This window comes from Streptomyces sp. NPDC004721, from assembly GCF_053601495.1.
Map to the genome: position 1 here is coordinate 12,845 of NZ_JBSGBZ010000046.1, position 25,371 is coordinate 38,215.

Below are 25,371 nucleotides of genomic sequence, written 5' to 3' on the forward strand. Positions count from 1 at the left end.
CCGTACGTACTGGCATCCTTGGACGCCGGGGGCAGTGAGCCGGGACAGCGTGTGCGGCTTTGTACCCCGGCTCGATACCTTCTGTACGTTTCCCCGTGACCCTCCCGACGCCGAACCAGGAGCCCCGGCCGCGTGAGCCCCGTGAGCAGCCACGTATCGCCCGGTCAGTCGACGCTGCGCACCGTGCAGGTGCTGGGCGGAGGCAGCGCCGGCAGCAGCACGCACGTGCGGTCGCTGGCCGCGGGCCTGGTCGCCCGGGGCGTGCGGGTGACGGTGTGCGCCCCCGCCGAGGCCGACCGCGCCTACTCCTTCACCGGTGTCGGCGCCCAGCACGTGCACGTGCCGCGCAGCAGCGACCCGGTGTCCGTGGCCGCGCTGCGCACGGTCTGCGCGGACGCCGACCTGGTGCACGCGCACGGGCTGCACGCCTCCTTCCGCGCTGTCCTGGCGCTCAGCGGCCGTAGCACGCCCCTCGTGGTGACCTGGCACAACCACGCGCACGCCGAAGGGGCCCGCGCGCACCTGATGCGGCTGCTGGAGCGCCGTGTGGTCAGGGCCGCCACCGTCGTGCTCGGCACCACCTCCGAACTCGTCGACCGGGCCCGGGGCAGGGGCGCGCGGGACGCCCGGCTCGCCGCCGTCGCTGTGCCCCGGCCGGCCGCCGGATACGAGCACCCGGACCGTCCGAGCTCCAAGGTGCGGGCGGAACTCGGCGCCACCGACCGGCCGTTGCTGATCGCCGTCGCCTCCCTGGACCCGGGCCGCGGCCACGAGCTGCTGCTGGACGCGGCCCGCGCCTGGCGCCTCATGGAACCCGTGCCGCTGCTCGTCGTCGCGGGGGAGGGGCCCCTGCGTGCGGAGTTCCAGCGGCGGATCGAGGACGAGGAGCTGCCGGTCCGGCTGCTCGGGCGGCGCGACGACGTCGGCGAGCTGCTCGCCGCCGCCGACCTGGCGCTGCTGCCCAGGAGCTGGGAGGCCCGCTCCATCCTCGCCCAGGAGGCCCTGCACGCGCGGGTGCCGCTCGTCGCCGCGCGGACCGGCGGCGTCCCCGAACTCGTGGGTGACGCGGCCGAACTGGTACCGGACCAGGACGCGGACGCGTTCACCGGCGCCGTCATACGGCTGCTCGGCGACCCCGAACGCCGTGAGGCGCTGCGGGACATGGGCGCCCGGCAGGCCGCCACCTGGCCCACCGAGGACGACACGGTCGCCCAGGTGCTCAGCGTCTACGACGAGTTGACCAGGCCCCGGCCGCTGACCTGACGCTCAGGGCAGTGCCGGCGGGCCCGCAGCGCCAGGCTCAGCGCCAGGACCGTCTGCGGGTCGTCGAGGTCGGTGCCCAGCAACTCCCCGATCCGGGCCAGGCGGTTGTAGAGCGTCTGCCGGTTCAGGTGCAGCTCGCGGGCGGTCTCCGCCTTGCGGCCCGCGTGCGCCAGATACGTCTGGAGGGTGGGCAGCAGCGGCGGCTTCGAGCGCTGGTCGTGGTCCCGCAGCGGGCCGATGGCGCGGTCCACGAAGGCCGCCAGGTCGGGGTGGTCGCGCAGCCGCCACAGCAGCAGGTCGATGTCCAGGCGGCGGGCGTCGTACCAGGGGCGGTCCGGCAGCCCCTGCGCCGCCGTCGCCGCCTCCGCCGCGTGCCGCAGGCCCGCCGAGGCGGCCGCCCAGCCGCCCGCCACACCGACGACCACCACCTCCGGCTGCCCGCCCGGCCGCCGCATCCCGGCCCGCTCCACACCCGCCCGCAGTGCCGCGGCGACCCGGTCCGCGACGGTGGGCCGCTCCGCCTCCGATCGCAGGCCGACCAGCAGCGGTACGCGGCCCTCGACCGGCCGCACGCCCAGCAGCACCGGCACGCCCACCGAGGCGAGTTCCTCGGCGACCGCGCGGGCCAGTACCGCCCAGCCCCCACCGCCGGCGGCCGCGCTCGGCCGGGTGGTGTCCCCGGTGGACGCGAGCGCGTCGCCGAGCCGCATCACCACGGGCAGCAGCGGACTGTTGCCCGGCTTGAAGCCGAGGACCCGGGCCTGCGCGGGAGCGTCCTCCGCGGCGATACGTCCCTCGGCGAGGTCGGTGAGGAAGTCGCCGCGGCCGCGCGCCGCCAGCTCCTCGTCCTGGCGGGCTTGCATCAGCACCACGGCCAGGAGGCCCGCCGCCCGCTCGGCGGCCATGCGGTGCACCGGGGCCAGCGGCGAGCGGACCGGCAGCAGCACGAGCCGGGCACGCACCGAGCCGGTGCCGGGTCCGCCGCCGGGCACGTCCACGACGACCGAACCGGCCGGTGGCGCCGCGTCCTTGCGCTGGCCGCGCAGTCCCTCCCAGACCTGGAGCGGATCGGCGCCCTCGGGGCCGGAGCCGGCCGCGTACAGCAGCTGCCCGTCCGGGGTCTCCAGGAAGACCGGGTTGCCGCCGAAGTCGGCCAGGATACCGAGCACCTGCGGCACTCCGCCGCCGCCGAGCAGTGCCTGAGTGCAGCGGCGGTGCACCTCCTCGGCCCGCTGGAGCAGCGCGTAGTGGCCGTTGACGATCTCCGTGTGGATCTCCTCGGTGACCGCCACGAACGGCACCTCGCGGTGCAGCTGGACGAGGGGGAGACCGGCGGTCCGCGCGGTCTCGACGAGGGCGGCGGGCAAACGGGTGAAGCGCGGACCCAGCTCCACCACCAGCGCCGCGATGCCGCGGTCGGCGAGGGTGCGCACGAAGGCCCGCTGGTCGGCGGGGCGCGTGCCGAGGCCGTAGCCCGTGGTCAGCAGGAGTTCGCCGCCCTTGAGCAGGGAGGCGATGTTGGGGACCTCGCCGGCGTGCACCCAGCGGACGGTGCGGGTCAGCTTGTCGGCGCCGGCGAGGACCTCGGGGAGGCCACTGCGCAGGCCGGGCAGTTCGAGGGCGCGCCGGACGGTGATGCCGGTGCCCTCGGTGTCGAATCTGCGGTCCATGAAGCGGACGCTACCTCTGCCCGCAGGGCCGCGGCAGCGTCGGGTGGCCGGAGCGGTCCGACCACCCTGAGCTGCGCCGACCGCCGGGCGGGCGCGCTCACCCGCCCGGCGCCGGGTCAGCCTCCGTAGGCGCCGCTGGCCGTCAGGCGCAGGGCCGTGTCGATCAGCGGCACATGGCTGAAGGCCTGCGGGAAGTTGCCGACCTGGCGCTGGCGGCGCGGGTCCCACTCCTCGGCGAGGAGGCCCAGGTCGTTGCGGAGCGACAGGAGCTTGTCGAAGAGCTTGCGCGCCTCGTCCACGCGGCCGATCATCGCCAGGTCGTCGGCCATCCAGAAGGAGCAGGCGAGGAAGGCGCCCTCGTCGCCGGGCAGGCCGTCGACGCCCGCGTGGTCGCCGTCGGTGGGGTAGCGCAGGATGAACCCGTCCGCGGTGGACAGCTCGCGCTGGATCGCCTCGATGGTGCCGATGACCCGCTTGTCGTCCGGCGGCAGGAAGCCCATCTGCGGGATGAGCAGCAAGGACGCGTCCAGCTCCCGCGAACCGTAGGACTGCGTGAAGGTGTTGCGTTCCTTGTCGTAGCCCTTCTCGCACACTTCGCGGTGGATGTCGTCGCGCAGCACCTTCCAGCGCTCCAGCGGGCCGTCGGCCTCCCCGGACTCGATGAGCTTGATGGTGCGGTCGACGGCGACCCACGCCATGACCTTGGAGTGCACGAAGTGGCGGCGCGGCCCGCGCACCTCCCAGATGCCCTCGTCCGGCTCCTGCCAGTGCTTCTCCAGGTACTGGATCAGCTTGAGCTGGAGCAGCGCGGCGTAGTCGTTGCGGGCCAGGCCCGTCATGTGGGCCAGGTGCAGTGCCTCGGTGACCTCGCCGTAGACGTCCAGCTGGAGCTGGTGCGCGGCGCCGTTGCCCACCCGGACCGGCGCGGAGTTCTCGTAGCCGGGCAGCCAGTCCAGCTCCGCCTCGCCCAGCTCGCGCTCGCCGGCGATGCCGTACATGATCTGGAGGTTGTCCGGGTCGCCGGCGACAGCCCGCAGCAGCCACTCGCGCCAGGCGCGGGCCTCCTCGCGGTAGCCGGTGCGCAGCAGCGAGGACAGGGTGATCGCCGCGTCGCGCAGCCAGGTGTACCGGTAGTCCCAGTTGCGCACACCGCCGATGTCCTCGGGCAGGGACGTGGTGGGGGCCGCCACGATGCCGCCGGTCGGGGCGTAGGTCAGGGCCTTGAGCGTGATGAGGCTGCGGACCACGGCCTCGCGGTAGGGGCCGTGGTACGTGCAGTGCCCGACCCACTCGCGCCAGAAATCCTCCGTCGCCTCGAGCGACTGCTCCGGCTCCGGCAGCGGCGGCGGCTCCTTGTGCGAGGCCTGCCAGGAGATCGTGAACGCGATCCGGTCACCGGGAGCGACCGTGAAGTCCGCGTACGTGGTCAGCGACTTGCCGTAGGTCTTCACCGATGTGTCGAACCACACGGAGTCCGGACCCGCCACCGCCACCGTGCGGCCCTCGTGCCGGTGCACCCACGGCACGACCCGGCCGTAGGAGAAGCGCATGCGCAGCGCCGAGCGCATCGGCACCCGGCCGGTGACGCCCTCCACGATGCGGATCAGCTGCGGGGCGCCGTCGCGCGGGGGCATGAAATCGGTCACGCGGACCGTGCCGCGCGGGGTGTCCCACTCGGATTCCAGGATCAGCGAGTCGCCGCGGTAACTGCGCCGGGCCGCCGTGGGCGGCTGTGTGCCGGCCGCGAAGGCCGGGCCGATCCGCCAGAAACCGTGTTCCTCGGTACCCAGCAGGCCCGCGAAGATGGCATGGGAATCGAAGCGGGGCAGGCACAGCCAGTCGACTGTCCCGTCCCGGCAGACCAGGGCAGCGGTCTGCATGTCTCCGATGAGTGCGTAGTCTTCGATGCGCCCGGCCACGTGCAACTCCAGTCGAACGGCCACGTCACACCCCGCGAAGGGGCTGTCGCTAGTGCGGTCAAGGGGTGGTTGTAATGCGTCGTCGAGCGGTGGGGGACCGCCGGTCGGCCGTGAGGGCAGAACGACAACCCTTGCTCAACGAACTGACGAGCTCTTGTTGTTCCGGGTCATACGGACGGGGGTGGTGCCGTGTTGCCGGCGGGGCTCCTCAGCGAGTGTCCGAGCAGGATACGACGCACGTAGATGATCTGCGTGCCGCTCCGGGCAACCCGGGTGCGCCGAACGAGTGAGCCATGGGTGAGGGACCTGTAAGTGGTACGCGCACGTGTCCGGGCGTGCGCGGAGCGTGGCCGGGAGCCATGCCCGTCAGGCGCTGATACCCTGGTAGCCCGTGGACCGGTGGGCTCGAAACCCCCGAACCGCAGCGACGGCGCCTCAGCCGGACACCCGGGTTCCCCGGACCGGCCAGCCGTACCGCACGACAAACCGCGACCACGGGAGCCCCCTCTTGGCCATGCCGCCCGCTGCTTTCCGAAACAGCAAAGCCACGACGACCAAGCACATCTTCGTCACCGGGGGTGTCGCCTCCTCGCTCGGCAAGGGCCTCACCGCCTCCAGCCTGGGCATGCTGCTGAAGGCCCGGGGCCTGCGCGTCGTGATGCAGAAGCTGGACCCGTACCTCAACGTCGACCCGGGCACGATGAACCCCTTCCAGCACGGTGAGGTGTTCGTCACCAACGACGGCGCCGAGACCGACCTGGACATCGGCCACTACGAGCGCTTCCTCGACCGCGACCTCGACGGCTCCGCCAACGTCACCACCGGCCAGGTGTACTCCACGGTCATCGCCAAGGAGCGGCGCGGCGAGTACCTGGGCGACACGGTGCAGGTCATCCCGCACATCACCAACGAGATCAAGCACCGCATCCGGCGCATGGCCACCGACGAGGTGGACGTCGTCATCACCGAGGTCGGCGGCACGGTCGGCGACATCGAGTCGCTGCCGTTCCTGGAGACCGTCCGCCAGGTCCGCCACGAGGTCGGCCGGGACAACGTCTTCGTCGTGCACATCTCGCTGCTTCCCTACATCGGCCCGTCCGGGGAACTGAAGACCAAGCCGACCCAGCACTCGGTCGCCGCGCTGCGCAACATCGGCATCCAGCCCGACGCGATCGTGCTGCGCTGCGACCGTGAGGTGCCCACCGCGATCAAGCGCAAGATCTCCCTGATGTGCGACGTCGACGAGGCGGCCGTGGTCGCCTGCCCCGACGCCCGGTCGATCTACGACATCCCGAAGGTCGTGCACTCCGAGGGCCTGGACGCCTACGTCGTGCGCAAGCTGGACCTGCCCTTCCGCGACGTGGACTGGACGACCTGGGACGACCTGCTGGACCGCGTCCACAAGCCCGAGCACGAGATCACCCTGGCCCTGGTCGGCAAGTACATCGACCTGCCCGACGCCTATCTGTCGGTGACCGAGGCGCTGCGCGCGGGCGGCTTCGCCAACAGGGCCCGGGTGACGATCAAGTGGGTCACCTCCGACGACTGCAAGACCGCGGCCGGCGCCGAGCAGCAGCTCGCCGGCGTCGACGGCATCTGCATTCCGGGCGGCTTCGGCGACCGCGGCGTGCTCGGCAAGGTCGGCGCCATCCGCTACGCCCGCGAGAACGGCATCCCGCTGCTGGGTCTGTGCCTGGGCCTGCAGTGCATCGTGATCGAGGCCGCCCGCAACCTCGCCGACATCGCGGACGCCAACTCCACCGAGTTCGACCCGGCCACCGGCCACCCGGTGATCTCGACCATGGCCGAGCAGATGGACATCGTCGCCGGCGAGGGCGACATGGGCGGCACCATGCGGCTCGGCATGTACCCGGCGAAGCTGGCCGAGGGCTCGATCGTGCGCGAGGTCTACGACGGCAAGGAGTACGTCGAGGAGCGCCACCGCCACCGCTACGAGGTGAACAACGCCTACCGCGCGGAGCTGGAGAAGAAGGCGGGCATCGTCTTCTCCGGCACCTCCCCGGACGGCAAGCTCGTCGAGTACGTGGAGTACCCGCGCGAGGTCCACCCCTACCTGGTCGCAACCCAGGCGCACCCGGAGCTGCGCTCGCGCCCGACGCGTCCGCACCCGCTGTTCGCGGGCCTGGTGAAGGCCGCCGTCGAGCGGAAGAACTCCAAGTAGCACACCCGGTTGTACGGTTGCGGGGGTGCGTACCGTGAAGGTGCGCACCCCCGTTCTGCTTGCGCACGTCGGAAAGGTCAGGGCATGACGATCAAGGACATCCCGGAGGAATGGGAGATCCGGGCCACCAGCACCCCGTTCGTCGGCGGCAAGACCTCCATCCGCACCGACGACGTCGTCATGCCCGACGGCTCCGTGGTCACCCGCGACTACCAGGTGCATCCGGGCTCCGTGGCCGTCCTCGCCCTCGACGAGGAGGACCGGGTGCTGCTGATCCGCCAGTACCGCCACCCGGTGCGGCAGCGGCTGTGGGAGATCCCGGCGGGCCTGCTCGACGTGCCCGGCGAGAACCCGCTGCACGCCGCCCAGCGCGAGCTGTACGAGGAGGCCCACGTCAAGGCCGAGGACTGGCGGGTGCTGACCGACGTCTACACCACCCCGGGCGGCTGCGACGAGTCCGTGCGCATCTTCCTCGCCCGGGGCCTGTCCGAGGCGGTCGGCGAGCGCTTCGCGGCGGAGCACGAGGAGACCGACATGGAGCACGCGCGGATGCCGGTGGACGAACTGGTACGGGGCGTGCTCGCGGGCGAACTGCACAACAACTGCCTGGTGGTGGGCGTCCTGTCGCTGGTCGCCGCGCGCCAGGGGGACGGACTGGACGCGCTGCGCCCGGCCGAGGCGCCCTGGCCGGCGCGCCCCTTCGCGTCCTGAACACACCGGCGACCCCTGCGGTGTGACGATCGCCTGATCCGATCGGGCGACGTGTCCGCCGTGCTCCTCACGGAACGTCGCAGAGCGTGAACTAGGCTCTGGAAACGCCCGAACCGGAGTCCCGGCGGGCTTGCACGTGCGTGGGACGGGAGTGTGGCCCGTGACGGATCAGGCGGTGGACGCAGGTGGCGTGAACCTGTCCGGCGGGGACCGGTTCCCCGCGGCCGCGAAGAGTCTTTTCCTGGGCCGCACACGGGAGTTGAAGGAGCTGCTCGCCGACATCGAGCGGGCCGGCCTCGACACCCTGGCCGGCCGCAAGGAGCCACGCGCCCGCGTCCTGCTGATCGCGGGCAGGCCCGGCTCCGGCCGTACGGCGCTCGCCGAGGAACTGGTGGGGCAGGTCGCGCAGCGTTACCCCGGCGGTGTACTGCGCGCCAGGCTCACCGAGCCCGACGGCACCCCCGTACCCGTGGAGGCCGTCGCCCGCGACCTGCTCACCGCCCTTGATCTGCCGACCCCGCCCGGCGCCGCCGAGGACGACCTGACCGAGGCCCTGCGCACCGCCCTCGCCGAGCGCCGGGCGCTGCTCCTGCTCGACGACGCGGCCGGCGCGGACCAGGTCGACGCGCTGCTGCCGGAGAACGCCGACTGCCTGCTCGTCGCCGTCTCCCGGGGTCCGCTCACCGGGATCGCCGACGTCCGCCCGTGCACCCTGGGCGGCCTGGACACCAAGTCCGGCGTGGAGCTGCTGGCGCAGCGCATCGACCCGGTGCGCATCACCGTCGACCCGCGCGCCGCCGAGAGCCTGGTCGAGGTCTGCCAGGGCCAGCCCGCCGCGCTGACCCTGGCCGGCGGCTGGCTCGCCGCCCACCCCCAGGCGGCCGTCGCCGACCTCGCCAAGCAGCTGCGCGCCGACCCCGACGAGCGCTCCGTCCTCGACCGGGTGCTCCGGTTCGTGCACGACACTCTGTCCGGTCCGGCCGCCCGGCTGCTGCGCCTGCTTTCCCTCGCCCCGGCCGGAGACGTCGACCCGCAGACCGCCTCCGCGCTCTCCGGCTGCTCGGTCGAGGCCGCCCGCGGCTTCCTCGACGACTTCGCCGAACTCGGCGTACTGCGCGCCGTCCCCTCATCACTGCCGTGCTACGAGGTCCCCGGCTGCCTGCACCCGCTGCTGGCGGACCTCGCCGGACGCCGGGACCGCCCCGCCGAGCTGCGGCTCGCCCGCGCCCGGATGCTGGAGCGGACCGTGCGGCTGCTCCAGTCCTGCCGGGCGATCACCGAGACCGACAGCCCCGAGACCAGGGAGAAGCTGAAGAGTCTGCCTCCCGGGCTGCGCTTCGCCACTCCGCGGGCCGCCGAGAAGTGGCTGCGGGCCCGCAGGCCCGCTCTGCTCGCCGCGGCCCGGCTCGCCGTCGCCGACGGCGAACTGGACACCCTGGCCCGCCGCTTGATGTCCCAGCTGGTGCGGGCCATGGTGGCGCACATCGGCACCCAGGCCGCCGCCGGTGACCTCTACGGCATCCACCGGCTCGTCCTGGATGTGGCCGAGCGGCGCGGGCTGCCCCGGGAGAGGGCCGCCGCCCTGCTGAACCTCGCCGACCTGGACGCCCGCACCGGGCGTACGGCCGGGGCACTGGCCCGCTACCGGGCCGCGCTGGACGCCGGACGGGAGGCCGACGACCCGTACGCGATCAACCGCGCCATGGAATCCGTAGGCAGCGCCCACCAGGAGCTGGGGGACTACGACCGGGCCGCCGACTGGTTCGGCCGGGCCCTGGCGCAGCGGCTCGCGCGCGAGGAGCGCGAGGACGCCGCGCGCCTCTACGGCCGCATCGCCACCGCGCACACCTACGCGGGCCGCTACGGCGAGGCCCTGCGCGACTGGCGGGCGGCCGCCGCCATGCACCGCAAGGCGGGCGATGTCGCCGCCCACGCGCGGGCGTTGAGCGAGCTGGCGCGCGTCCAGGAGTACGCCGGGCGGCCCGAGGACTGCCTGCGCACCTGCCAGGAGGCGGTGGAGTGGGCCCGCCGTGCCGAGGACGTACGGCTCCAGGCGGCGCTCCAGTTGCGGCTCGCCGACACCCTGGAGCGGCTGGGCGACTCGGCCACGGCGGCCCTGCACCGCGGGACGGCCCGGCGCATGCTCGGCGACGAGGTCCCTGCGGCCGAGGAGGGCGGCCCGGAGGGCCCCTTGACGGAAGATGACGCCAATGCCTGCGAAATCCGCAGTGCATCCACTGAAGATTGATGCAATGGAAGGCTAGACAGAGAGAAAGCCTTCATTAGACTGGTTCTGCCGCTCGTTCTCCTGCGGTGTTGCCTGGTATGCCCCCGCATGCCGGGGTACGTCTGATATTGCCCCACATTCTCTGAGCCAAGGACCGTGATCGACGTGAAGGTCGGCATCCCCCGCGAAGTCAAGAACAACGAGTTCCGGGTGGCCATCACCCCCGCCGGCGTGCACGAGCTCGTGCGTAATGGCCACCAGGTCGTCGTCGAGCGGAACGCGGGCGTCGGCTCCTCGATCCCGGACGAGGAGTACGTGGCCGCCGGCGCCCGGATCCTCGAGACCGCGGACGAGGTCTGGGCCGCCGCCGACATGGTGCTGAAGGTCAAGGAGCCCATCGCCGAGGAGTACCACCGCCTCCGCAAGGACCAGATCCTCTTCACCTACCTGCACCTGGCCGCCTCCAAGGAGTGCACGGACGCCCTGCTGGAGTCCGGCACCACGGCGATCGCCTACGAGACCGTCGAGCTCCCGAACCGCGCGCTGCCGCTGCTCGCCCCGATGTCCGAGGTCGCGGGCCGCCTCGCGCCGCAGGTCGGCGCCTACCACCTGATGCGCGCCGCGGGCGGCCGCGGTGTGCTGCCGGGCGGCGTCCCGGGCGTGCCGGCCGGCGAGGCCGTCATCATCGGCGGCGGCGTCTCCGGCTGGAACGCCGCGCAGATCGCCATCGGCCTGGGCTTCCACGTGACCCTCCTGGACAAGGACATCAACAAGCTCAAGGAGGCGGACAAGATCTTCGGCACGAAGATCAAGACCGTCGTCTCCAACGCCTTCGAGCTGGAGAAGGCCTGCGTCGAGGCCGACCTCGTGGTCGGCGCCGTGCTCGTCCCGGGCGCCAAGGCCCCGAAGCTGGTCAGCAACGAGCTGGTGTCCCGGATGAAGGCCGGAAGTGTCCTTGTCGACATCGCGATCGACCAGGGCGGATGCTTCGAGGACTCCCATGCGACCACGCACGCCGAGCCGACCTTCAAGGTCCACGAGTCGGTGTTCTACTGCGTCGCCAACATGCCGGGCGCGGTGCCCAACACCTCCACATACGCGCTGACCAACGCCACGCTGCCGTACATCGTCGAACTCGCCAACCGCGGCTGGGTGGAGGCGCTGCGCCGTGACGCGGCGCTGGCCAAGGGCCTCAACACCCACGAGGGCAAGGTCGTTTACCGCGAGGTCGCCGAGGCTCACGGCCTGGAGCACGTCGCGCTGGAGTCCCTGCTCGGCTGAGCGGGTCGCCAAGTCGCCAAGGTGTGAAAGGCGATACGTCAACACGCGTCGTCAACCTCGCACGACCGGCCGGACCTTGTCCCACAAGGTCCGGCCGGATGTGTGTATGGTCACTTCGCCGCACTCGGTCAACTCGCCTCGAACGCAACCATTCGACCGATTCACGCACCGGTGAAACCTGTCGTGCGACGGTCGTACGCCCTTGACAGAGGGATGTTCCATTACCGACACATCGGGCCGGGTCCGGCGGATTGTGTTGCTGCGGACCGCCGACACGCCATAGAGTCGCCAATCGTCGGCATGGTGCCACGCTGACCTGTCTAGAAGTCCCCTGGTCACCAAGGAGGTAAGACGACTTGTGAATGAGTCGACATTTTCTCCCGGGGGTGGTCAACCAGGAATGCCTGCGACGGGCCAGGGCCCCACGCGGCTCGAGGCTGTCGGCTCCGTTGCTGTGCGCACCTTCGCAGCCCACCAGAGTCACCGGACACCAGGGGTGACTCAGCCAGCACACCCAAGCATGGATGGCCATCACGTGAACGCCATGGCCGGCGACGGAAGTGGCGCGCCCCACAACCACTTCGCCGACTACGACGAACTGCCCGAGGGGCACTTCTACGACCCCGACGCCGAGTACGAGCCCGACCCCGAGTACGCGGCCACGCTCGCGCCCGACGCGGCCCGCCAGCGCCGTGAGCGCATCGGCCCGACCGGACGCCCGCTGCCGTACTTCCCGATCCCGGGTCCGCTGACCGACCACGGCCCCGCGAAGATCATCGCGATGTGCAACCAGAAGGGCGGCGTCGGCAAGACCACGTCGACCATCAACCTGGGTGCCGCGCTCGCGGAGTACGGCCGCCGGGTGCTGCTCGTGGACTTCGACCCGCAGGGCGCGCTGTCGGTGGGTCTCGGCGTCAACCCCATGGAGCTCGACCTCACCGTCTACAACCTGCTCATGGAGCGGGGCATGTCCGCGGACGAGGTCCTGCTGAAGACGGCGGTCCCCAACATGGACCTGCTGCCCAGCAACATCGACCTGTCGGCCGCCGAGGTACAGCTGGTGAGCGAGGTCGCGCGCGAGTCGACGCTCCAGCGCGCCCTGAAGCCGCTGATGGACGACTACGACTACATCGTCATCGACTGCCAGCCCTCGCTCGGCCTGCTCACCGTCAACGCCCTCACGGCCGCGCACAAGGTGATCGTGCCGCTGGAGTGCGAGTTCTTCGCGCTGCGCGGTGTGGCACTGCTGACCGAAACCATTGAGAAGGTCCAGGAGCGCCTCAACCCGGAGCTGGAGCTCGACGGGATCCTGGCCACGATGTACGACTCGCGCACCGTGCACAGCCGTGAGGTGCTCGCACGTGTCGTCGAGGCGTTCGACGACCACGTGTACCACACGGTCATCGGACGCACGGTCCGCTTCCCGGAGACCACGGTCGCCGGTGAGCCGATCACCACGTACGCCTCCAACTCCGTCGGTGCCGCCGCCTACCGCCAGCTCGCCAGGGAGGTGCTCGCCCGGTGTCACGCCGAGTGAGTCTGCCGGGGGCCGACGAACTGTTCCGTACGACAGGGGGAATGGCGCTCCAGCCGTCCACTCCCCGACGCCAGGCAGGCGGCGAGGCCCGGGTGCCCGCCCCCGCGGCGGAGGGCGACGCGGCCGCCGCGGCGGAGGACGCGCCGCAGTCGGTGCCCGCGCAGGGCGGCGACGGCGAGGGCGCGGAGCACGTGGCGGTGGACGCGGGGCCGAACGACGCGGGCGAGTCCCGCAGCCGGTCCGCGACCGCGGAGCGCTCCGCGCGGCGTTCGGCGGCGGCGCAGGAAGGTTCTGCCGCCGCGCAGCCGCGCAAGCGGGGCCGCGGCGCGGCGCGCCGGCCCAGCGGACGGGAACGGCACGACGAGAAGATCACCGTGTACGTGTCCGCCGAGGAGCTCATGGACCTCGAGCACGCCCGGCTGGTGCTCCGCGGCGAGCACGGGCTCGCCGTGGACCGCGGGCGCATCGTCCGCGAGGCGGTCGCCGTGGTGCTGGCCGACCTGGAGTCCCGGGGCGAGGCGAGCATCCTGGTTCGGCGGCTGCGCGGCCGTTAGCCGTCCGCGCGGGCGGTAAGCGGTAGCCTGCGACGGCAATGACCTCGAACGACGCTCCCACCCCCACCGGCCGCAGACGCGCCCTCGGCCGCGGCCCGGGAACGGCATCCCCACCCTCGGCTCACCCGCCCGAGCCACCCGCGCGCCAGGACGAGCGCCCCGAACCGCCGGCCGCGCCTCCGGAGCCCACGCCCGCACCCGGGGCCGCCGAGCAGCCTTCCGAGCCTGCACCGGCTCCTGAACCTCCGGCGGACCTCCCCGGGGACGGCCCGGTGGGCCCGGCCGCCGAGCTGCCGGCCCAGCAGGCGATCGGCGTTGCCGAGACTGCGGCAGCCGAGCCCAGCGGCTTGACCGTGCCCCGCACCGGTTCCGACACGACGACCACGCCGGGGGCCGGGGATGTCTCGCCGCCGGCGGTCGCGGACGGTTCCCGGGCGGAGGCTCGTGGCGCCCTCGGACCAAAGGCTGACGCGGGACGCCGGGCGGAGGCCGTGCTGGAGCCCGGGGGCGTTTCGGAGTCGGCGGTCACAGTCGTTTCCCGGACGGAGCGGACGGAGGCTCGTGCTGCTTCCGAAGCGGAAGCCGACGAGAGGCGCCGGGCGGAGGCCGTGCCGGGGTCCGAGGCGGTGGTCGAGGCCGCTGCCGGTGTGGGGTCCGAGGCCGGGCCGCCGTCGGAGGGGGCCGGCGACGGGGTGTTCAAGGTTCGGCTGGCCAACTTCGAGGGGCCGTTCGACCTGCTGCTCCAGTTGATCTCGAAGCACAAGCTCGACGTCACCGAGGTGGCCCTGTCCAAGGTCACCGACGAGTTCATGGCGCACATCCGAGCCATGGGGCCCGACTGGGACCTGGACCAGACGACCGAGTTCCTGGTCGTGGCCGCCACCTTGCTCGACCTGAAGGCGGCCCGGCTGCTGCCCGCGGCCGAGGTGGAGGACGAGGCCGACCTGGCGCTGCTCGAAGCACGCGACCTGCTGTTCGCACGGCTGCTCCAGTACCGCGCGTACAAGCAGATCGCCGACATCTTCAGCCGCCGGCTGGACGAGGAGGGCCGGCGCCATCCCCGTACCGTCGGGCTGGAACCCCACCACGCCGAACTGCTGCCCGAGGTCGTCATCAGCATCGGCGCGGCGCGCTTCGCCGAACTCGCGGTCAAGGCGATGCAGCCCAAGCCCAAGCCGCAGGTGTACGTCGACCACATCCACGCGCCGCTGGTCAGCGTGCGGGAGCAGGCGGGGATCGTGATCGCGCGGCTGCGGGAGCTCGGTGAGGCCGGCTTCCGGGAACTGGTGGCGGACACCGACGACACGCTCACCGTCGTGGCCCGCTTCCTCGCCCTCCTCGAGCTGTACCGCGAGAAGGCCGTGGCCCTGGACCAGGAGACCGCCCTCGGCGAGCTGATCGTGCGCTGGACCGGCGGTGACGGGGACGAGACGCCCACGGTGACGGACGAGTTCGACCGTCCGCCCGAGGTGCCCAAGGAGCCCGAGGAGCCCAAGGAGGAGAAGAAGGCGTGAGCGAGGAGACCACCGACCCGTCCGAGGGCGCGAGCACCGTCGCCGACCTCGACCTCAGGCCCGCCCTGGAGGCCGTCCTCATGGTCGTGGACGAGCCCGCGACCGAGGAGCACCTGGCGAGGATCCTGCAACGGCCCCGCCGGCAGATCGCGGACGCATTGCGCGAACTGGCCGACGAGTACACCGTGCAGGGCCGCGGCTTCGAGCTGCGGCTGATCGCCGGCGGCTGGCGTTTCTACACCCGCCCCGAGTACGCGGCCGCCGTCGAGGGCTTCGTCCTGGACGGCCAGCAGGCCCGGCTCACCCAGGCCGCCCTGGAGACCCTCGCCGTGGTCGCCTACCGCCAGCCGGTCAGCCGCAGCCGCGTCTCCGCCGTCCGCGGAGTCAACTGCGACGGAGTCATGCGTACGCTGCTCCAACGCGGTCTGGTCGAGGAGGCGGGCGCGGAACCCGAAACAGGTGCGATCCTGTACAGGACGACGAACTACTTCCTGGAGCGGATGGGCCTGCGCGGTCTGGACGAGCTCCCGGAACTCGCGCCCTTCCTCCCCGAGGCGGAGGCGATCGAGGCCGAGACCCAGGAGGGCGTACCGTCGTTCGACCCGGACGCTCCCGATGACGCGCCGGGCGCAGACGGCGACCACACGACGAACACGACGACGGAATTCTGATGCGAAGCAGCGGCAGCGGCAGGAACGGCGGGCGCGGCAACTACCGCGGTGCCGGCAACAACAGGGACGAGCGGCAGGGGCAGGGCCGCCCCCGCAACCCCCGACCCGAGGAGCGCCGCTACGACGTCGGCCCCGGCGCGACCAAGGACGGCCCCAAGTCCGGACGCGGCGGATCCGCGCGTGGTGGCGCCAAGGGCGGCCCCAAGCAGCCCCAGCAGGGCGGCCGTACGGCTCCGTCCCGCTCCCGCGAGTACGAGACGCGGATGGAGGAGCGCAACCGCGATCGGTACGCCGGCAAGAAGGACGTCAAGCTGCCCAAGACCTTCCCGGGCGCCGAGCAGGAGGGCGAGCGTCTGCAGAAGGTGCTCGCCCGCGCGGGATACGGTTCGCGGCGCGCCTGCGAGGAGCTGATCGAGCAGGCCCGGGTCGAGGTCAACGGCGAGATCGTCCTGGAGCAGGGCCGCCGGGTCGACCCGGAGAAGGACGAGGTCAAGGTCGACGGCCTGACCGTGGCCACGCAGTCGTACCAGTTCTTCTCGCTGAACAAGCCCGCCGGTGTCGTCTCCACCATGGAGGACCCGGAGGGCCGCCAGTGCCTCGGTGACTACGTCACCAACCGCGAGACGCGCCTCTTCCACGTCGGCCGGCTCGACACCGAGACCGAGGGCGTGATCCTGCTCACCAACCACGGCGAGCTGGCGCACCGGCTGACCCACCCGAAGTACGGCGTGCGCAAGACCTACCTCGCGCACATCGTCGGCCCCATCCCGCGGGACCTGGGCAAGCAGCTCAAGGACGGCATCCAGCTGGAGGACGGCTACGCGCGCGCGGACCACTTCCGGGTCGTCGAGCAGACCGGCAAGAACTACCTCGTGGAGGTCACCCTCCACGAGGGCCGTAAGCACATCGTCCGCCGCATGCTCGCCGCCGCGGGCTTCCCGGTCGACAAGCTCGTCCGCACCGCCTTCGGCCCGATCACCCTGGGCGACCAGAAGTCCGGCTGGCTCCGCCGTCTGTCGAACACCGAGGTCGGCATGCTGATGAACGAGGTCGACCTCTAGGCCCTGGTCGACCCGGCCTCAGGGACCGGACGGCTCAGACGCCTGCCTGGCAGGCCGACGCGTGGCGGACACGGCGCAGGAAGTCCGCCACGCGTCGGTGATCGGGCTCCGCGGGGAGCGGGGTGCGGTCGGCGGCCCGTTCGGTCTCGGCGGCCAGGCGGGCCATCCACGACTCGATCTCGGGCCACGGGACCTCACCCCGCCGCACCTCCAGGAGCGGTTCGCGCCGGTCGCCGACGTCGACCGTCAGCGTGCCGGTGCGCAGCAGGTCGCGGGCGCTGGTCAGCAGGCGCAGCAGGTGCATCGCGTGCTTCCAGCGCGGGGCGCCGTGCGTGCGGACATCGGCTTCGAGCTTCCCGCGCTGGCTCAGCGCGTAGCGGGTGAACGTCCCGTACACCTGCCGGGAGAGGAACGCGCCCCGCAGGGACAGCAGTTCGCGGCCGGTGTCGTCCACGTACTCCACCAGGGGCCGCGCGCAGGGCCAGCGCGCAGAAGCGCTCCAGCTCCCAGCTGAACTGCTCATCGAGGGGCCCCTCCACATGCGTCGGCGGCTTCTCGAAGCGCCAGAACAGGGGAGTGGGCGCGACGAACACGCCCCTGCGGTCCGTGTCGCTGTCGTCCGTCGCCAGTCCGAAGGCCCGCGACCCCATGACACAGTCGTAGATGGTGTGATCACGCACCAGGTCCTCGGGCTGCATTCCCGGGAGCGTACGCGGATCCTCACAGCAGGTGGATGGAATTTCCCTCCACCTTGATCTGCTTGGCGTCCAGCGGGCTGACCGCCGGCCCCTTGGCCACCGAGCCGTCGGCGATGCGGAACCTGCTGCCGTGGCAGGGGCAGTCGATCATGCCGTTGGCGATCTTGCCCACCGTGCAGCCCTGGTGCGAGCAGATCGCCGAGAAGGCCTTGAACTCGCCCTTCTTCGGCTGGGTGACCACGACCTTCTGCTCGGCGAAGACCTTGCCGCCGCCTTCCGGGATGTCGGCCGTGCTCGCCAGCTCCGGCCCGGCGGCGGTCCCCTCCGTGGCGCCGGAGGCCGCCGAAGGGTGGGACGTCGTCCCGTCCGAGGGGGAGGTCGCCTCTGCGGCAGGCGACGCCTCGGAGTTGCTGCTGGCTTTGGTGCCGCAGCCCGCCGCCACGAGCGCCACCGCACTCGTGGCGAGAACCGTGCGCCGCGTCGAGCCCTGCGTCATGTCGTCACTCCGGGGTTCCGGGGGAGGTAAGGGATGAGCTCCGAGCGGAGCATCAGCATCTTCGCATCGAATTCGGTCAAGTCGAAGCACATCGTGACAGCACGTAATAAACCACCCGTTTCCCCAGTTGTCTCAGCGGGCGGGCGCCGGCCACCCGTCCCACGCGGTCTGACTAGGCTGGACGCGAGACCCGATTCACCTCAGCAAGGAGCAGCACCGTGGCGGTACGAGCGGTCCGGGGGGCCGTCCAACTCGAGCGGGACGAGGCCGGGCACATGGACGAGCAGGTCGGGGCGCTGCTCACCGCAGTCCTGGAGCGGAACGGCCTGACCGCGGACGACCTGATCAGCATCTGGTTCACCGCCACTCCCGACCTGCACAGCGACTTCCCGGCCGCCGCGGCCCGCAAGCTGGGCATCGTCGACGTACCGCTGATCTGCGCCCAGGAACTGGACATCGAGGGCGCCATGCCCCGCGTCGTCCGCGTCCTCGCGCACATCGAGTCCGACCGGCCGCGCGCCGAGATCGCCCACGTCTACCTCGGCGCTGCGGCCGCCCTGCGCAAGGACATCGCCCAGTGAGAAACGCACTCGTGATCGGCACCGGGCTGATCGGCACCTCCGCCGCCCTGGCCCTCGCCCAGCGGGGGGTGGTCGTGCACCTCGCCGACCACGACCCGGAGCAGGCCCGTACGGCCGCGGCGCTCGGCGCCGGCACCGACGAGGCCCCGGACGGCCCGGTCGACCTCGCCATCGTCGCCGCGCCGCCGGCGCACGTGGCGGGGGTGCTCGCCGACGCCATGCGCCGGGGCGTTGCCCGCGGCTACCTGGACGTGGCCAGCGTCAAGGGCGGCCCGCGCCGTGAGCTGGAGTCGATGGGCCTGGACCTGACCGGCTACATCGGCACGCACCCCATGTCGGGCCGCGAGAAGTCGGGTCCGCTGGCGGCGACCGGTGACCTCTTCGAGGGCCGCCCCTGGGTGCTCACCCCCACCCGGGACACCGACACCGAGGTCCTCAACCTCGCCCTGGAGCTCGTCTCGCACTGCCGGGCGGTCCCGGTCGTCATGGACGCCGACGCCCACGACCGTGCCGTGGCCCTCGTCTCCCACATGCCCCACCTGGTCTCCAGCCTGGTTGCCGCACGCCTGAAGAACGCCGAGGACGCGGCCGTACGGCTGTGCGGGCAGGGCATCAGGGACGTGACCCGGATCGCGGCCTCCGATCCGCGGATGTGGATCGACATCCTGTCCGCCAACCCGGGACCGGTCGCCGACCTGCTCTCCGACATCTCCACCGACCTGGAGGAGGCCGTGCAGGCCCTGCGCGCCCTCCAGTCCTCCGACGAGGCCAAGCGCCGCGAGGGCGCCGCCGGCATCGAGGACGTGCTGCGACGGGGCAACGCCGGCCAGGTCCGGGTCCCCGGCAAGCACGGGTCCGCGCCGCGGGTGTACGAGGTCGTCGCGGTCCTCATCGACGACCAGCCCGGCCAACTGGCCCGCATCTTCGCGGACGCGGAGTTGGCCGGGGTCAACATCGAGGACGTGCGCATCGAGCACGCCACCGGGCAGCAGGCCGGTCTGGTGCAGCTCATGGTCGAGCCGAAGGCGGCACTGGTCCTCACCTCCGCCCTGCGGGAACGGGGCTGGTCCATCCGCCAGTAAGAGGGTGTCCGGGAAGCCAGTAACCTTGTGCGGGGCGCTCTCGCGTCCCGCACACCACCCGCCACCCTTCACCAGGAAGGTGCCCCGCTGTGGAAAACGGCGCCGCCCGGACCGCCCAGCCCGTGATCGTCGCCATCGACGGCCCTTCCGGCACGGGCAAGTCGAGCACATCGAAGGCCGTGGCCGCGCAGCTCGGCCTGAGCTACCTGGACACCGGGGCCCAGTACCGGGCGATCACGTGGTGGATGGTGACCAACGGGATCGACATGGACGACCCCACCGCGATCGCCGCGGTGGCCGGCAAGCCCGAGATCGTCTCCGGTACCGACCCCGCCCACCCGACGATCACCGTCGACGGCGTGGACGTGGCCGGTCCGATCCGCACCCAGGAGGTCACCGCCCAGGTCAGCGCGGTCAGCGCCGTACCGGAGGTGCGGACCCGGATCACCGAGCTCCAGCGCTCGCTGGCCGTGTCCGCCGAGGCCGGGATCGTCGTCGAGGGCCGTGACATCGGCACCACCGTGCTGCCCGACGCCGACCTGAAGATCTTCCTCACCGCCTCCCCGGAGGCCCGCGCCGCCCGGCGCAGCGGCGAGCTCAAGGGCGCCGACGTCCACGCCACCCGTGAGGCCCTGATCAAGCGCGACGCGGCCGACTCCAGCCGCAAGACCTCACCGCTGGCCAAGGCCGGCGACGCCGTCGAGGTGGACACCACCGAGCTGACGCTGGCACAGGTCATCGAGTGCGTGGTCACCCTCGTCGAGGAGAAGCGGGTCGCGAAGTGAGCCGTCCGCCGGAGCGTGCGGCGGGCCCGCCGTCGGAGCGCGGTGCCGACGTCGGCCGGCGGATCGGCGTAGGTCTGATGTACGGGCTGTGGCGCCCGCGCGTGCTGGGCGCCTGGAAGGTGCCCGCCACCGGCCCGGTGATCCTCGCGGTCAACCACGCGCACAACGTCGACGGCCCGATGGTCATGGGCGTGGCACCCCGGCCGGTGCACTTCCTGATCAAGAAGGAGGCGTTCGTCGGCCCGCTCGGCCCCTTCCTGACCGGCATCGGCCAGCTCCAGGTGGACCGGCACTCCGCGGACCGCTCGGCGATCACACGGGCGCTCCGCGTCCTGAAGCAGGGCGGCGTCCTCGGGATCTTCCCCGAGGGCACTCGCGGCGAGGGCGACTTCGCCTCCCTGCGGGCCGGGCTCGCCTACTTCGCGGTCCGCAGCGCCGCCCCGATCGTCCCGGTCGCCGTGCTGGGAAGTTCCGAGAGGCGCGGACGGTTGATAAAGGGGCTCCCTCCGCTGCGCCACCGGGTCGACGTCGTCTTCGGCGACCCGTTCGAAGCGGGCGACGACAGCGGGCGGCGTACGCGCCGGGCCCTGGACGGGGCCACCGAGCGCATCCAGAAGCAGCTCACCGACCACCTGGAAAACGCCCGGCGACTGACCGGGCGCCACACTTGAGTAGTGGATCACCGCGAACCGGTGGTGTTCCACCGATCACCACGATGAACGACGAGGTACGGACTTCATGAACGACGACATCCAGCCCGACGGCTCGGCCGAGCACGAGTACGAGCACGGGGCGCTCGGCGACGTCGAGTACGCGGAGTTCATGGAGCTCGCCGCGGAAGAGGGCTTCGACGTCGAGGACGTCGAGGGCGCCATCGAGGCCGCCGGACACGGCCCGCTGCCCGTCCTCGCCGTCGTCGGCCGCCCCAATGTCGGCAAGTCGACTCTGGTGAACCGCATCATCGGCCGCCGTGAGGCGGTCGTCGAGGACAAGCCGGGCGTCACCCGCGACCGTGTCACCTACGAGGCCGAGTGGGCGGGCCGCCGCTTCAAGGTCGTCGACACCGGCGGCTGGGAGCAGGACGTCCTCGGCATCGACGCCTCCGTGGCCGCGCAGGCCGAGTACGCCATCGAGGCCGCCGACGCGGTGGTGTTCGTCGTCGACGCCAAGGTCGGCGCCACCGACACCGACGAGGCCGTCGTACGGCTCCTGCGCAAGGCGGGCAAGCCGGTCGTGCTGTGCGCCAACAAGGTCGACGGCCCGAGCGGCGAGGCGGACGCCACGTACCTGTGGTCGCTCGGTCTCGGCGAGCCGCACCCGGTCTCGGCCCTGCACGGCCGCGGCACCGGCGACATGCTGGACCGCGTCCTGGAGGCGCTCCCCGAGGCGCCGCGCGAGACGTTCGGCGGGGGCGGCATCGGCGGCCCGCGCCGCGTGGCCCTGATCGGCCGCCCGAACGTCGGCAAGTCCTCGCTGCTGAACAAGGTGGCCGGCGAGGAGCGCGTCGTCGTGAACGAGCTGGCCGGCACCACCCGCGACCCGGTCGACGAGCTGATCGAACTGGGCGGCAAGACCTGGAAGTTCGTCGACACCGCCGGTATCCGCAAGCGCGTCCACCTCCAGCAGGGCGCCGACTACTACGCCTCGCTGCGCACCGCGGCCGCCGTCGAGAAGGCGGAGGTCGCCGTCATCCTGATCGACGCCTCAGAGTCCGTCTCGGTGCAGGACCAGCGGATCATCACCATGGCCGTGGAGGCGGGCCGCGCGCTCGTCATCGCCTACAACAAGTGGGACACCCTCGACGAGGAGCGCCGCTACTACCTGGAGCGGGAGATCGAGACCGAGCTCGCGCAGATCGCGTGGGCCCCGCGCGTCAACGTCTCGGCGTACACCGGACGGCACGTGGAGAAGCTGGTCCCGGCGATCGAGACGGCGCTGGCCGGCTGGGAGACCCGGGTGCCGACCGGCCGCCTGAACGCCTTCCTCGGCGAGCTGGTCGCCGCCCATCCGCACCCGATCCGGGGCGGCAAGCAGCCGCGCATCCTGTTCGGCACCCAGGCCGGCACCAAGCCGCCGCGGTTCGTGCTGTTCGCCTCCGGGTTCATCGAGGCCGGCTACCGGCGGTTCATCGAGCGACGGCTGCGTGAGGAGTTCGGCTTCGACGGCACGCCGATCCACATCTCGGTGCGGGTGCGCGAGAAGCGCGGCGCGAAGAAGAAGTAGCGGAAACGGCGAAGGGGCGGCCCCGAACGGGGGCCGCCCCTTCGCCGTCGGCGGATCAGATTCCGCGCCGCGGAGCCGGTGGCAGGGCCGCGGGAACGTGGTGCATTCCGGTCTCCTGCCGTCCGATCGTCCCGACGCGCTGCCACTGCGTCTGCTGCCGGCCCGTGCCGTGGCGGGTGCTGTAGGCCCTCAGGCTGTAGGCGTCGTACACGGTGGAGCCCGTATCGTGCGGCAGGTTCCCGAAGGCTACGAAACCCAGGTCCTCCTCGCCGCTGCGGTCGCCCGGCAGGGTCCGGTAGGACTTGACGTACTCGGCGTAGAGCGCGTCGTAGATCGGCGTGGCCGATGGGCCGCTGTGAGGATCCTGGGGCGTCCGTGCGGAGGGGATCGGCGGGTAGGACTGGCGGCGGGGGACGTCATATGCGTGCACGTATCTCCAAACGACCCCGAACCGGAAGGGATGCGGGCTCAGGTCCCGGCGAGCGGCAGCGTCGCCGCGACCAGCCTTCCGCCCGCCGCGGCCTTGTCCAGCGCGTCCCGCAGCAGGTCCTCCCGCGGCTGCCGGCCGATGGACCCGACCGGCGCGGCGAACATGATCACCTGCTGGTGCTTGTTGGCGGCCGCCCGCCAGCCGTCGGTGACCTGGAGCGGCTGGTGCGCCTGCCACCAGGCGACCGGCTGGCCGCCGTTGGCCTGGGGCTGGAGGACGGCGTGCAGCTGGCCCACGGCGAGCAGCACCGACCAGCCGTGCAGTACCGGCGGCACGGCGGCGAGTTCGGTCACCGGGACGTAGCCCTGCTCGATGAGCAGTGGCAGGAACTCGTCGCCGCCGCCCAGCGAGCCCGGACGCACGATGGGCGCGGTCGGCTCGACCACCAGGGCGGGGTGCAACTCCCCGGCGATCAGCACGAGTCCGCTGGTGATCCCGAGCACGGCCTGCTCCGGCACCGCCCTCTGCGGCGCGGCCTGCTCGGTCGCGCTCCACTGGGGCGGGGCCTGCTCGGTCGCGCTCCACTGGGGCGGGGCCTGCTCGGTCGCGCTCCACTGGGGCGGCGTCTGCTCGGTCGCGCTCCACTGGGGCGGCGTCTGCTCCGGCACCCTGCCGGAGGGGCTCGTGTCCCCGTTGATGGAGCGGACCGCGCCCCGCAGCTGCTCCTCGGTGACCTGGACGACCTGCGAGGGCAGGCAGGTGGCGTGGGCGAAGGCGAGGACGGCGGTCTCGTCCCCGATGAACAGGACGGTGCTGGTGCGCTCCTGTTCGGAGTCGCCGGGGGTGCGGCAGGACGTGCAGTCGTAACTGCCCGGGGCGTTCTGTCCGGCGAGCAGCCGGTCGGCTTCTTCGTCGCCGATCTCGGCGCGTACGGCGTCGCTGACGTCGAGCATGCGCGGCACGGGTGGCTCCCTCGGGATGTGGTGCGTGGCGGAGCCGGGTGGCTCCCGGCCCATGAACCGGGAGGGACCCGGCTCATGAAGAAGACAACGGGTGATCTGTGGCGGGAGTCACGCCCTCCGGCGAACGGAATCGAACCATCCCGTGCGGAGGGTGACGGTAGGTGCGGAATTCGGCACTCACGGTCAACTCCTGGCAAATGTAAGGGAGTTGGGTCGGTGAAGTGAGTCACAGATCGACGGTGCCGGTGGTCGAAAAATCGGGAAATCAGCGAATGAAGTGGGTGGCCGAAAAAGTCGATACCGCCGGTAACAGCGAACTGGCCTGCCAGAACAGGCAGTTGGTTGATCCGGGCTCCGCCCGCTCCTTACATTCCTCAGCCGTGTGCAACGAGCACCACTCGGGTACGTCCGCCGACCGCACCGGGCCGAGCACGGCTCGGCACGACCTCGTGCGGCGGACGGGGCGAGCGCGCCGACCGCGTCCATGCGCGGCGGGCGCGCCCGCCTTGGGGGACCCCGGGTGTTTCGAGAGGGATCCACATGTCCGAATGTGCCGATAAGAGCCACGACACCACGCGCGACAACGCCCGCAGGGCACGGACGGCGGCGGCTCTCGCCGGGGCGGCCCTGCTCGCCCCGCTCGGGCTGCTGGCCGCCACCGGCAACGCCCACGCGGCGGACGGCGGCGTGTGGGACCGCATCGCCCGGTGCGAGAGCGGCGGCAACTGGCACATCAACACCGGCAACGGCTACTACGGCGGGCTCCAGTTCGCCACCGGCACCTGGCGCGCCTACGGCGGCACGGCCTACGCGCCCACCGCCGACCGGGCCTCCAGGTCCCAGCAGATCGCCGTCGCCACCAGGGTCCAGCATGCCCAGGGCTGGGGCGCGTGGCCGGTCTGCTCGGCCCGGGCCGGGGCGTACGGCAGCGCACCCGCGGCCGGATCGGGGGCGGGGACGGGGGCGACGACCGAATCGGCGCACAGCACACACAAGCCGGCGAACAAGCCGGTCCAGGAGGGCGGTCGGCAGAAGACACAGGACACGGTCCTGCCGCGACGGCCGTCGATGGCGCCGGCGCGCGAGGCGGGCCACACGAACCGTGGCGCCTCCCACGGCGCGTACACCGTGCGCGCGGGCGACACGCTGAGCGGCATCGCCGCCCGGCACGGGACCACCTGGCAGTGGCTCCACTCCGTCAACAGGTCCGTCATCGGGGGCGATCCCGATCTGATCGTGCCCGGTCAGCGCCTCGAACTCTGAGCCGTTCCGGCTCCCACCACGGGCGTCAGGCCCCGTCCGGTCCACCGACCGGGCGGGGCCTTCCGCCGTCCAGGCGGAGCGCTCGCTCCGGCGGCGGAACGGCGGAATTCCCATGCCGTGTCAGCTTCCGGGAACGGCCGCGGATTCGGAATGCGAGGGCGCCCCGGTGCGGTTCCGGAACGCTTCTCGCGGCGTATTCGGCCGGACTTTTCCGGGCGCTGTCCCGGTCGGTGGGAATTGTGTTCGCACGATTGCGGACGA

General features: G+C 72.1%; 21 protein-coding genes and 1 pseudogene. 16 read left to right on the forward strand and 6 right to left on the reverse strand.

All coding sequences use genetic code 11. The features are described from left to right. The first annotated feature begins 132 nt into the window (after positions 1–132). Positions 133–1,263 carry a glycosyltransferase family 4 protein gene (locus ACWEK3_RS31545; protein WP_453251157.1) on the forward strand — a complete coding sequence of 377 codons (1,131 nt, stop codon included), beginning with the start codon at positions 133–135 and terminating at the stop codon, positions 1,261–1,263. On the opposite strand, the gene ACWEK3_RS31550 is transcribed toward ACWEK3_RS31545, so the two are convergent. After that, positions 1,227–2,933, reverse strand: a complete 1,707-nt coding sequence (locus ACWEK3_RS31550) for a PucR family transcriptional regulator (protein ID WP_453251158.1) — start codon at positions 2,931–2,933, stop codon at positions 1,227–1,229. The two genes, ACWEK3_RS31545 and ACWEK3_RS31550, sit on opposite strands and share 37 nt — an antisense overlap. 116 nt (positions 2,934–3,049) lie before the next feature. Then, positions 3,050–4,852 (reverse strand): glycoside hydrolase family 15 protein, encoded by a 1,803-nt coding sequence (locus tag ACWEK3_RS31555; protein ID WP_390726656.1) that lies wholly within the window; start codon positions 4,850–4,852, stop codon positions 3,050–3,052. A gap of 514 nt (positions 4,853–5,366) precedes the next feature. Here ACWEK3_RS31555 and ACWEK3_RS31560 point away from each other — a divergent pair. The 9 genes from ACWEK3_RS31560 (at position 5,367) to ACWEK3_RS31600 (ending at position 16,590) form a co-directional block, all read left to right on the forward strand. Beyond that, entirely contained in the window at positions 5,367–7,034 is a 1,668-nt protein-coding gene (locus ACWEK3_RS31560) for a CTP synthase (protein WP_361416672.1), read from the forward strand. Between the two features lie 84 nt (positions 7,035–7,118). Then, positions 7,119–7,745, forward strand: a complete 627-nt coding sequence (locus ACWEK3_RS31565; RefSeq protein ID WP_376549092.1) for an NUDIX domain-containing protein — start codon at positions 7,119–7,121, stop codon at positions 7,743–7,745. 160 nt (positions 7,746–7,905) lie between these two features. After that, positions 7,906–9,993 carry an NB-ARC domain-containing protein gene (locus ACWEK3_RS31570; RefSeq protein ID WP_453251159.1) on the forward strand — a complete coding sequence of 696 codons (2,088 nt, stop codon included), beginning with the start codon at positions 7,906–7,908 and terminating at the stop codon, positions 9,991–9,993. A 135-nt stretch (positions 9,994–10,128) separates the two neighbouring features. Beyond that, positions 10,129–11,253 (forward strand): alanine dehydrogenase, encoded by a 1,125-nt coding sequence (gene ald / locus ACWEK3_RS31575; protein ID WP_365418579.1) that lies wholly within the window; start codon positions 10,129–10,131, stop codon positions 11,251–11,253. A 400-nt stretch (positions 11,254–11,653) separates the two neighbouring features. Next, on the forward strand, positions 11,654–12,790 hold the full coding sequence (locus ACWEK3_RS31580) for a ParA family protein (protein ID WP_141362315.1): 1,137 nt from the start codon (positions 11,654–11,656) through the stop codon (positions 12,788–12,790). Next, positions 12,775–13,344, forward strand: coding sequence for a hypothetical protein (locus ACWEK3_RS31585; RefSeq protein ID WP_361416659.1), 570 nt, complete (start codon positions 12,775–12,777; stop codon positions 13,342–13,344). The genes ACWEK3_RS31580 and ACWEK3_RS31585 overlap by 16 nt, the downstream gene beginning before the upstream one ends. A gap of 494 nt (positions 13,345–13,838) precedes the next feature. Further along, positions 13,839–14,858, forward strand: coding sequence for a segregation and condensation protein A (locus ACWEK3_RS31590; RefSeq protein ID WP_450542315.1), 1,020 nt, complete (start codon positions 13,839–13,841; stop codon positions 14,856–14,858). Then, positions 14,855–15,529 (forward strand): SMC-Scp complex subunit ScpB, encoded by a 675-nt coding sequence (gene scpB / locus ACWEK3_RS31595; protein ID WP_450542288.1) that lies wholly within the window; start codon positions 14,855–14,857, stop codon positions 15,527–15,529. Before ACWEK3_RS31590 ends, scpB begins: the two co-directional genes overlap by 4 nt. Then, entirely contained in the window at positions 15,529–16,590 is a 1,062-nt protein-coding gene (locus ACWEK3_RS31600) for a pseudouridine synthase (RefSeq protein ID WP_361416650.1), read from the forward strand. Before scpB ends, ACWEK3_RS31600 begins: the two co-directional genes overlap by 1 nt. Positions 16,591–16,624: 34 nt before the next feature. Here the strand turns inward: ACWEK3_RS31600 and ACWEK3_RS31605 are convergent. Both ACWEK3_RS31605 and ACWEK3_RS31610 read right to left on the reverse strand, forming a co-directional pair. Beyond that, a pseudogene (locus tag ACWEK3_RS31605) lies at positions 16,625–17,288 on the reverse strand (nucleotidyltransferase domain-containing protein). Between the two features lie 22 nt (positions 17,289–17,310). Continuing rightward, a complete protein-coding gene (locus ACWEK3_RS31610) occupies positions 17,311–17,784 on the reverse strand; it encodes a Rieske 2Fe-2S domain-containing protein (protein WP_450542284.1) in 474 nt (157 codons plus the stop codon). A 218-nt stretch (positions 17,785–18,002) separates the two neighbouring features. Here ACWEK3_RS31610 and aroH point away from each other — a divergent pair, with 218 nt between their 5' ends. From aroH to der, 5 genes are all read left to right on the forward strand, one after another. After that, entirely contained in the window at positions 18,003–18,365 is a 363-nt protein-coding gene (gene aroH, locus ACWEK3_RS31615) for a chorismate mutase (RefSeq protein ID WP_376549081.1), read from the forward strand. Next, the gene (locus ACWEK3_RS31620; protein WP_450542281.1) at positions 18,362–19,447 is read left to right on the forward strand and encodes a prephenate dehydrogenase; all 1,086 of its coding nucleotides are present in this window, start codon (positions 18,362–18,364) and stop codon (positions 19,445–19,447) included. The genes aroH and ACWEK3_RS31620 overlap by 4 nt, the downstream gene beginning before the upstream one ends. 89 nt (positions 19,448–19,536) lie before the next feature. Beyond that, positions 19,537–20,232: a (d)CMP kinase gene (gene cmk, locus ACWEK3_RS31625; protein ID WP_361416634.1), complete on the forward strand. Its 696-nt coding sequence runs from the start codon at positions 19,537–19,539 to the stop codon at positions 20,230–20,232. After that, positions 20,190–20,903, forward strand: a complete 714-nt coding sequence (locus ACWEK3_RS31630; protein WP_450542279.1) for a lysophospholipid acyltransferase family protein — start codon at positions 20,190–20,192, stop codon at positions 20,901–20,903. The genes cmk and ACWEK3_RS31630 overlap by 43 nt, the downstream gene beginning before the upstream one ends. A gap of 67 nt (positions 20,904–20,970) precedes the next feature. Continuing rightward, the gene (gene der, locus ACWEK3_RS31635; RefSeq protein ID WP_365418608.1) at positions 20,971–22,455 is read left to right on the forward strand and encodes a ribosome biogenesis GTPase Der; all 1,485 of its coding nucleotides are present in this window, start codon (positions 20,971–20,973) and stop codon (positions 22,453–22,455) included. Between the two features lie 55 nt (positions 22,456–22,510). Here the strand turns inward: der and ACWEK3_RS31640 are convergent, their stop codons facing one another. Together ACWEK3_RS31640 and ACWEK3_RS31645 are read right to left on the reverse strand one after the other, a co-directional pair. Then, positions 22,511–22,885, reverse strand: a complete 375-nt coding sequence (locus ACWEK3_RS31640) for a hypothetical protein (RefSeq protein ID WP_384424373.1) — start codon at positions 22,883–22,885, stop codon at positions 22,511–22,513. A gap of 38 nt (positions 22,886–22,923) precedes the next feature. Next, on the reverse strand, positions 22,924–23,847 hold the full coding sequence (locus tag ACWEK3_RS31645) for a hypothetical protein (RefSeq protein WP_450542277.1): 924 nt from the start codon (positions 23,845–23,847) through the stop codon (positions 22,924–22,926). A 540-nt stretch (positions 23,848–24,387) separates the two neighbouring features. Here ACWEK3_RS31645 and ACWEK3_RS31650 point away from each other — a divergent pair. Further along, positions 24,388–25,110: a transglycosylase family protein gene (locus tag ACWEK3_RS31650; RefSeq protein ID WP_453251160.1), complete on the forward strand. Its 723-nt coding sequence runs from the start codon at positions 24,388–24,390 to the stop codon at positions 25,108–25,110. Positions 25,111–25,371: the final 261 nt, after the last annotated feature.

Bases quoted from the DNA above. Each gene is read 5' to 3' on its own strand.
- ACWEK3_RS31550 (WP_453251158.1), bottom strand. From the start codon at position 2,933: ATGGACCGCAGATTCGACACCGAGGGCACCGGCATCACCGTCCGGCGC.
- ACWEK3_RS31600 (WP_361416650.1), top strand. From the start codon at position 15,529: ATGCGAAGCAGCGGCAGCGGCAGGAACGGCGGGCGCGGCAACTACCGC.
- ACWEK3_RS31580 (WP_141362315.1), top strand. From the start codon at position 11,654: ATGCCTGCGACGGGCCAGGGCCCCACGCGGCTCGAGGCTGTCGGCTCC.
- ACWEK3_RS31565 (WP_376549092.1), top strand. From the start codon at position 7,119: ATGACGATCAAGGACATCCCGGAGGAATGGGAGATCCGGGCCACCAGC.
- der (WP_365418608.1), top strand. From the start codon at position 20,971: ATGAACGACGACATCCAGCCCGACGGCTCGGCCGAGCACGAGTACGAG.
- ACWEK3_RS31610 (WP_450542284.1), bottom strand. From the start codon at position 17,784: ATGACGCAGGGCTCGACGCGGCGCACGGTTCTCGCCACGAGTGCGGTG.
- ACWEK3_RS31650 (WP_453251160.1), top strand. From the start codon at position 24,388: ATGTCCGAATGTGCCGATAAGAGCCACGACACCACGCGCGACAACGCC.
- ACWEK3_RS31560 (WP_361416672.1), top strand. From the start codon at position 5,367: ATGCCGCCCGCTGCTTTCCGAAACAGCAAAGCCACGACGACCAAGCAC.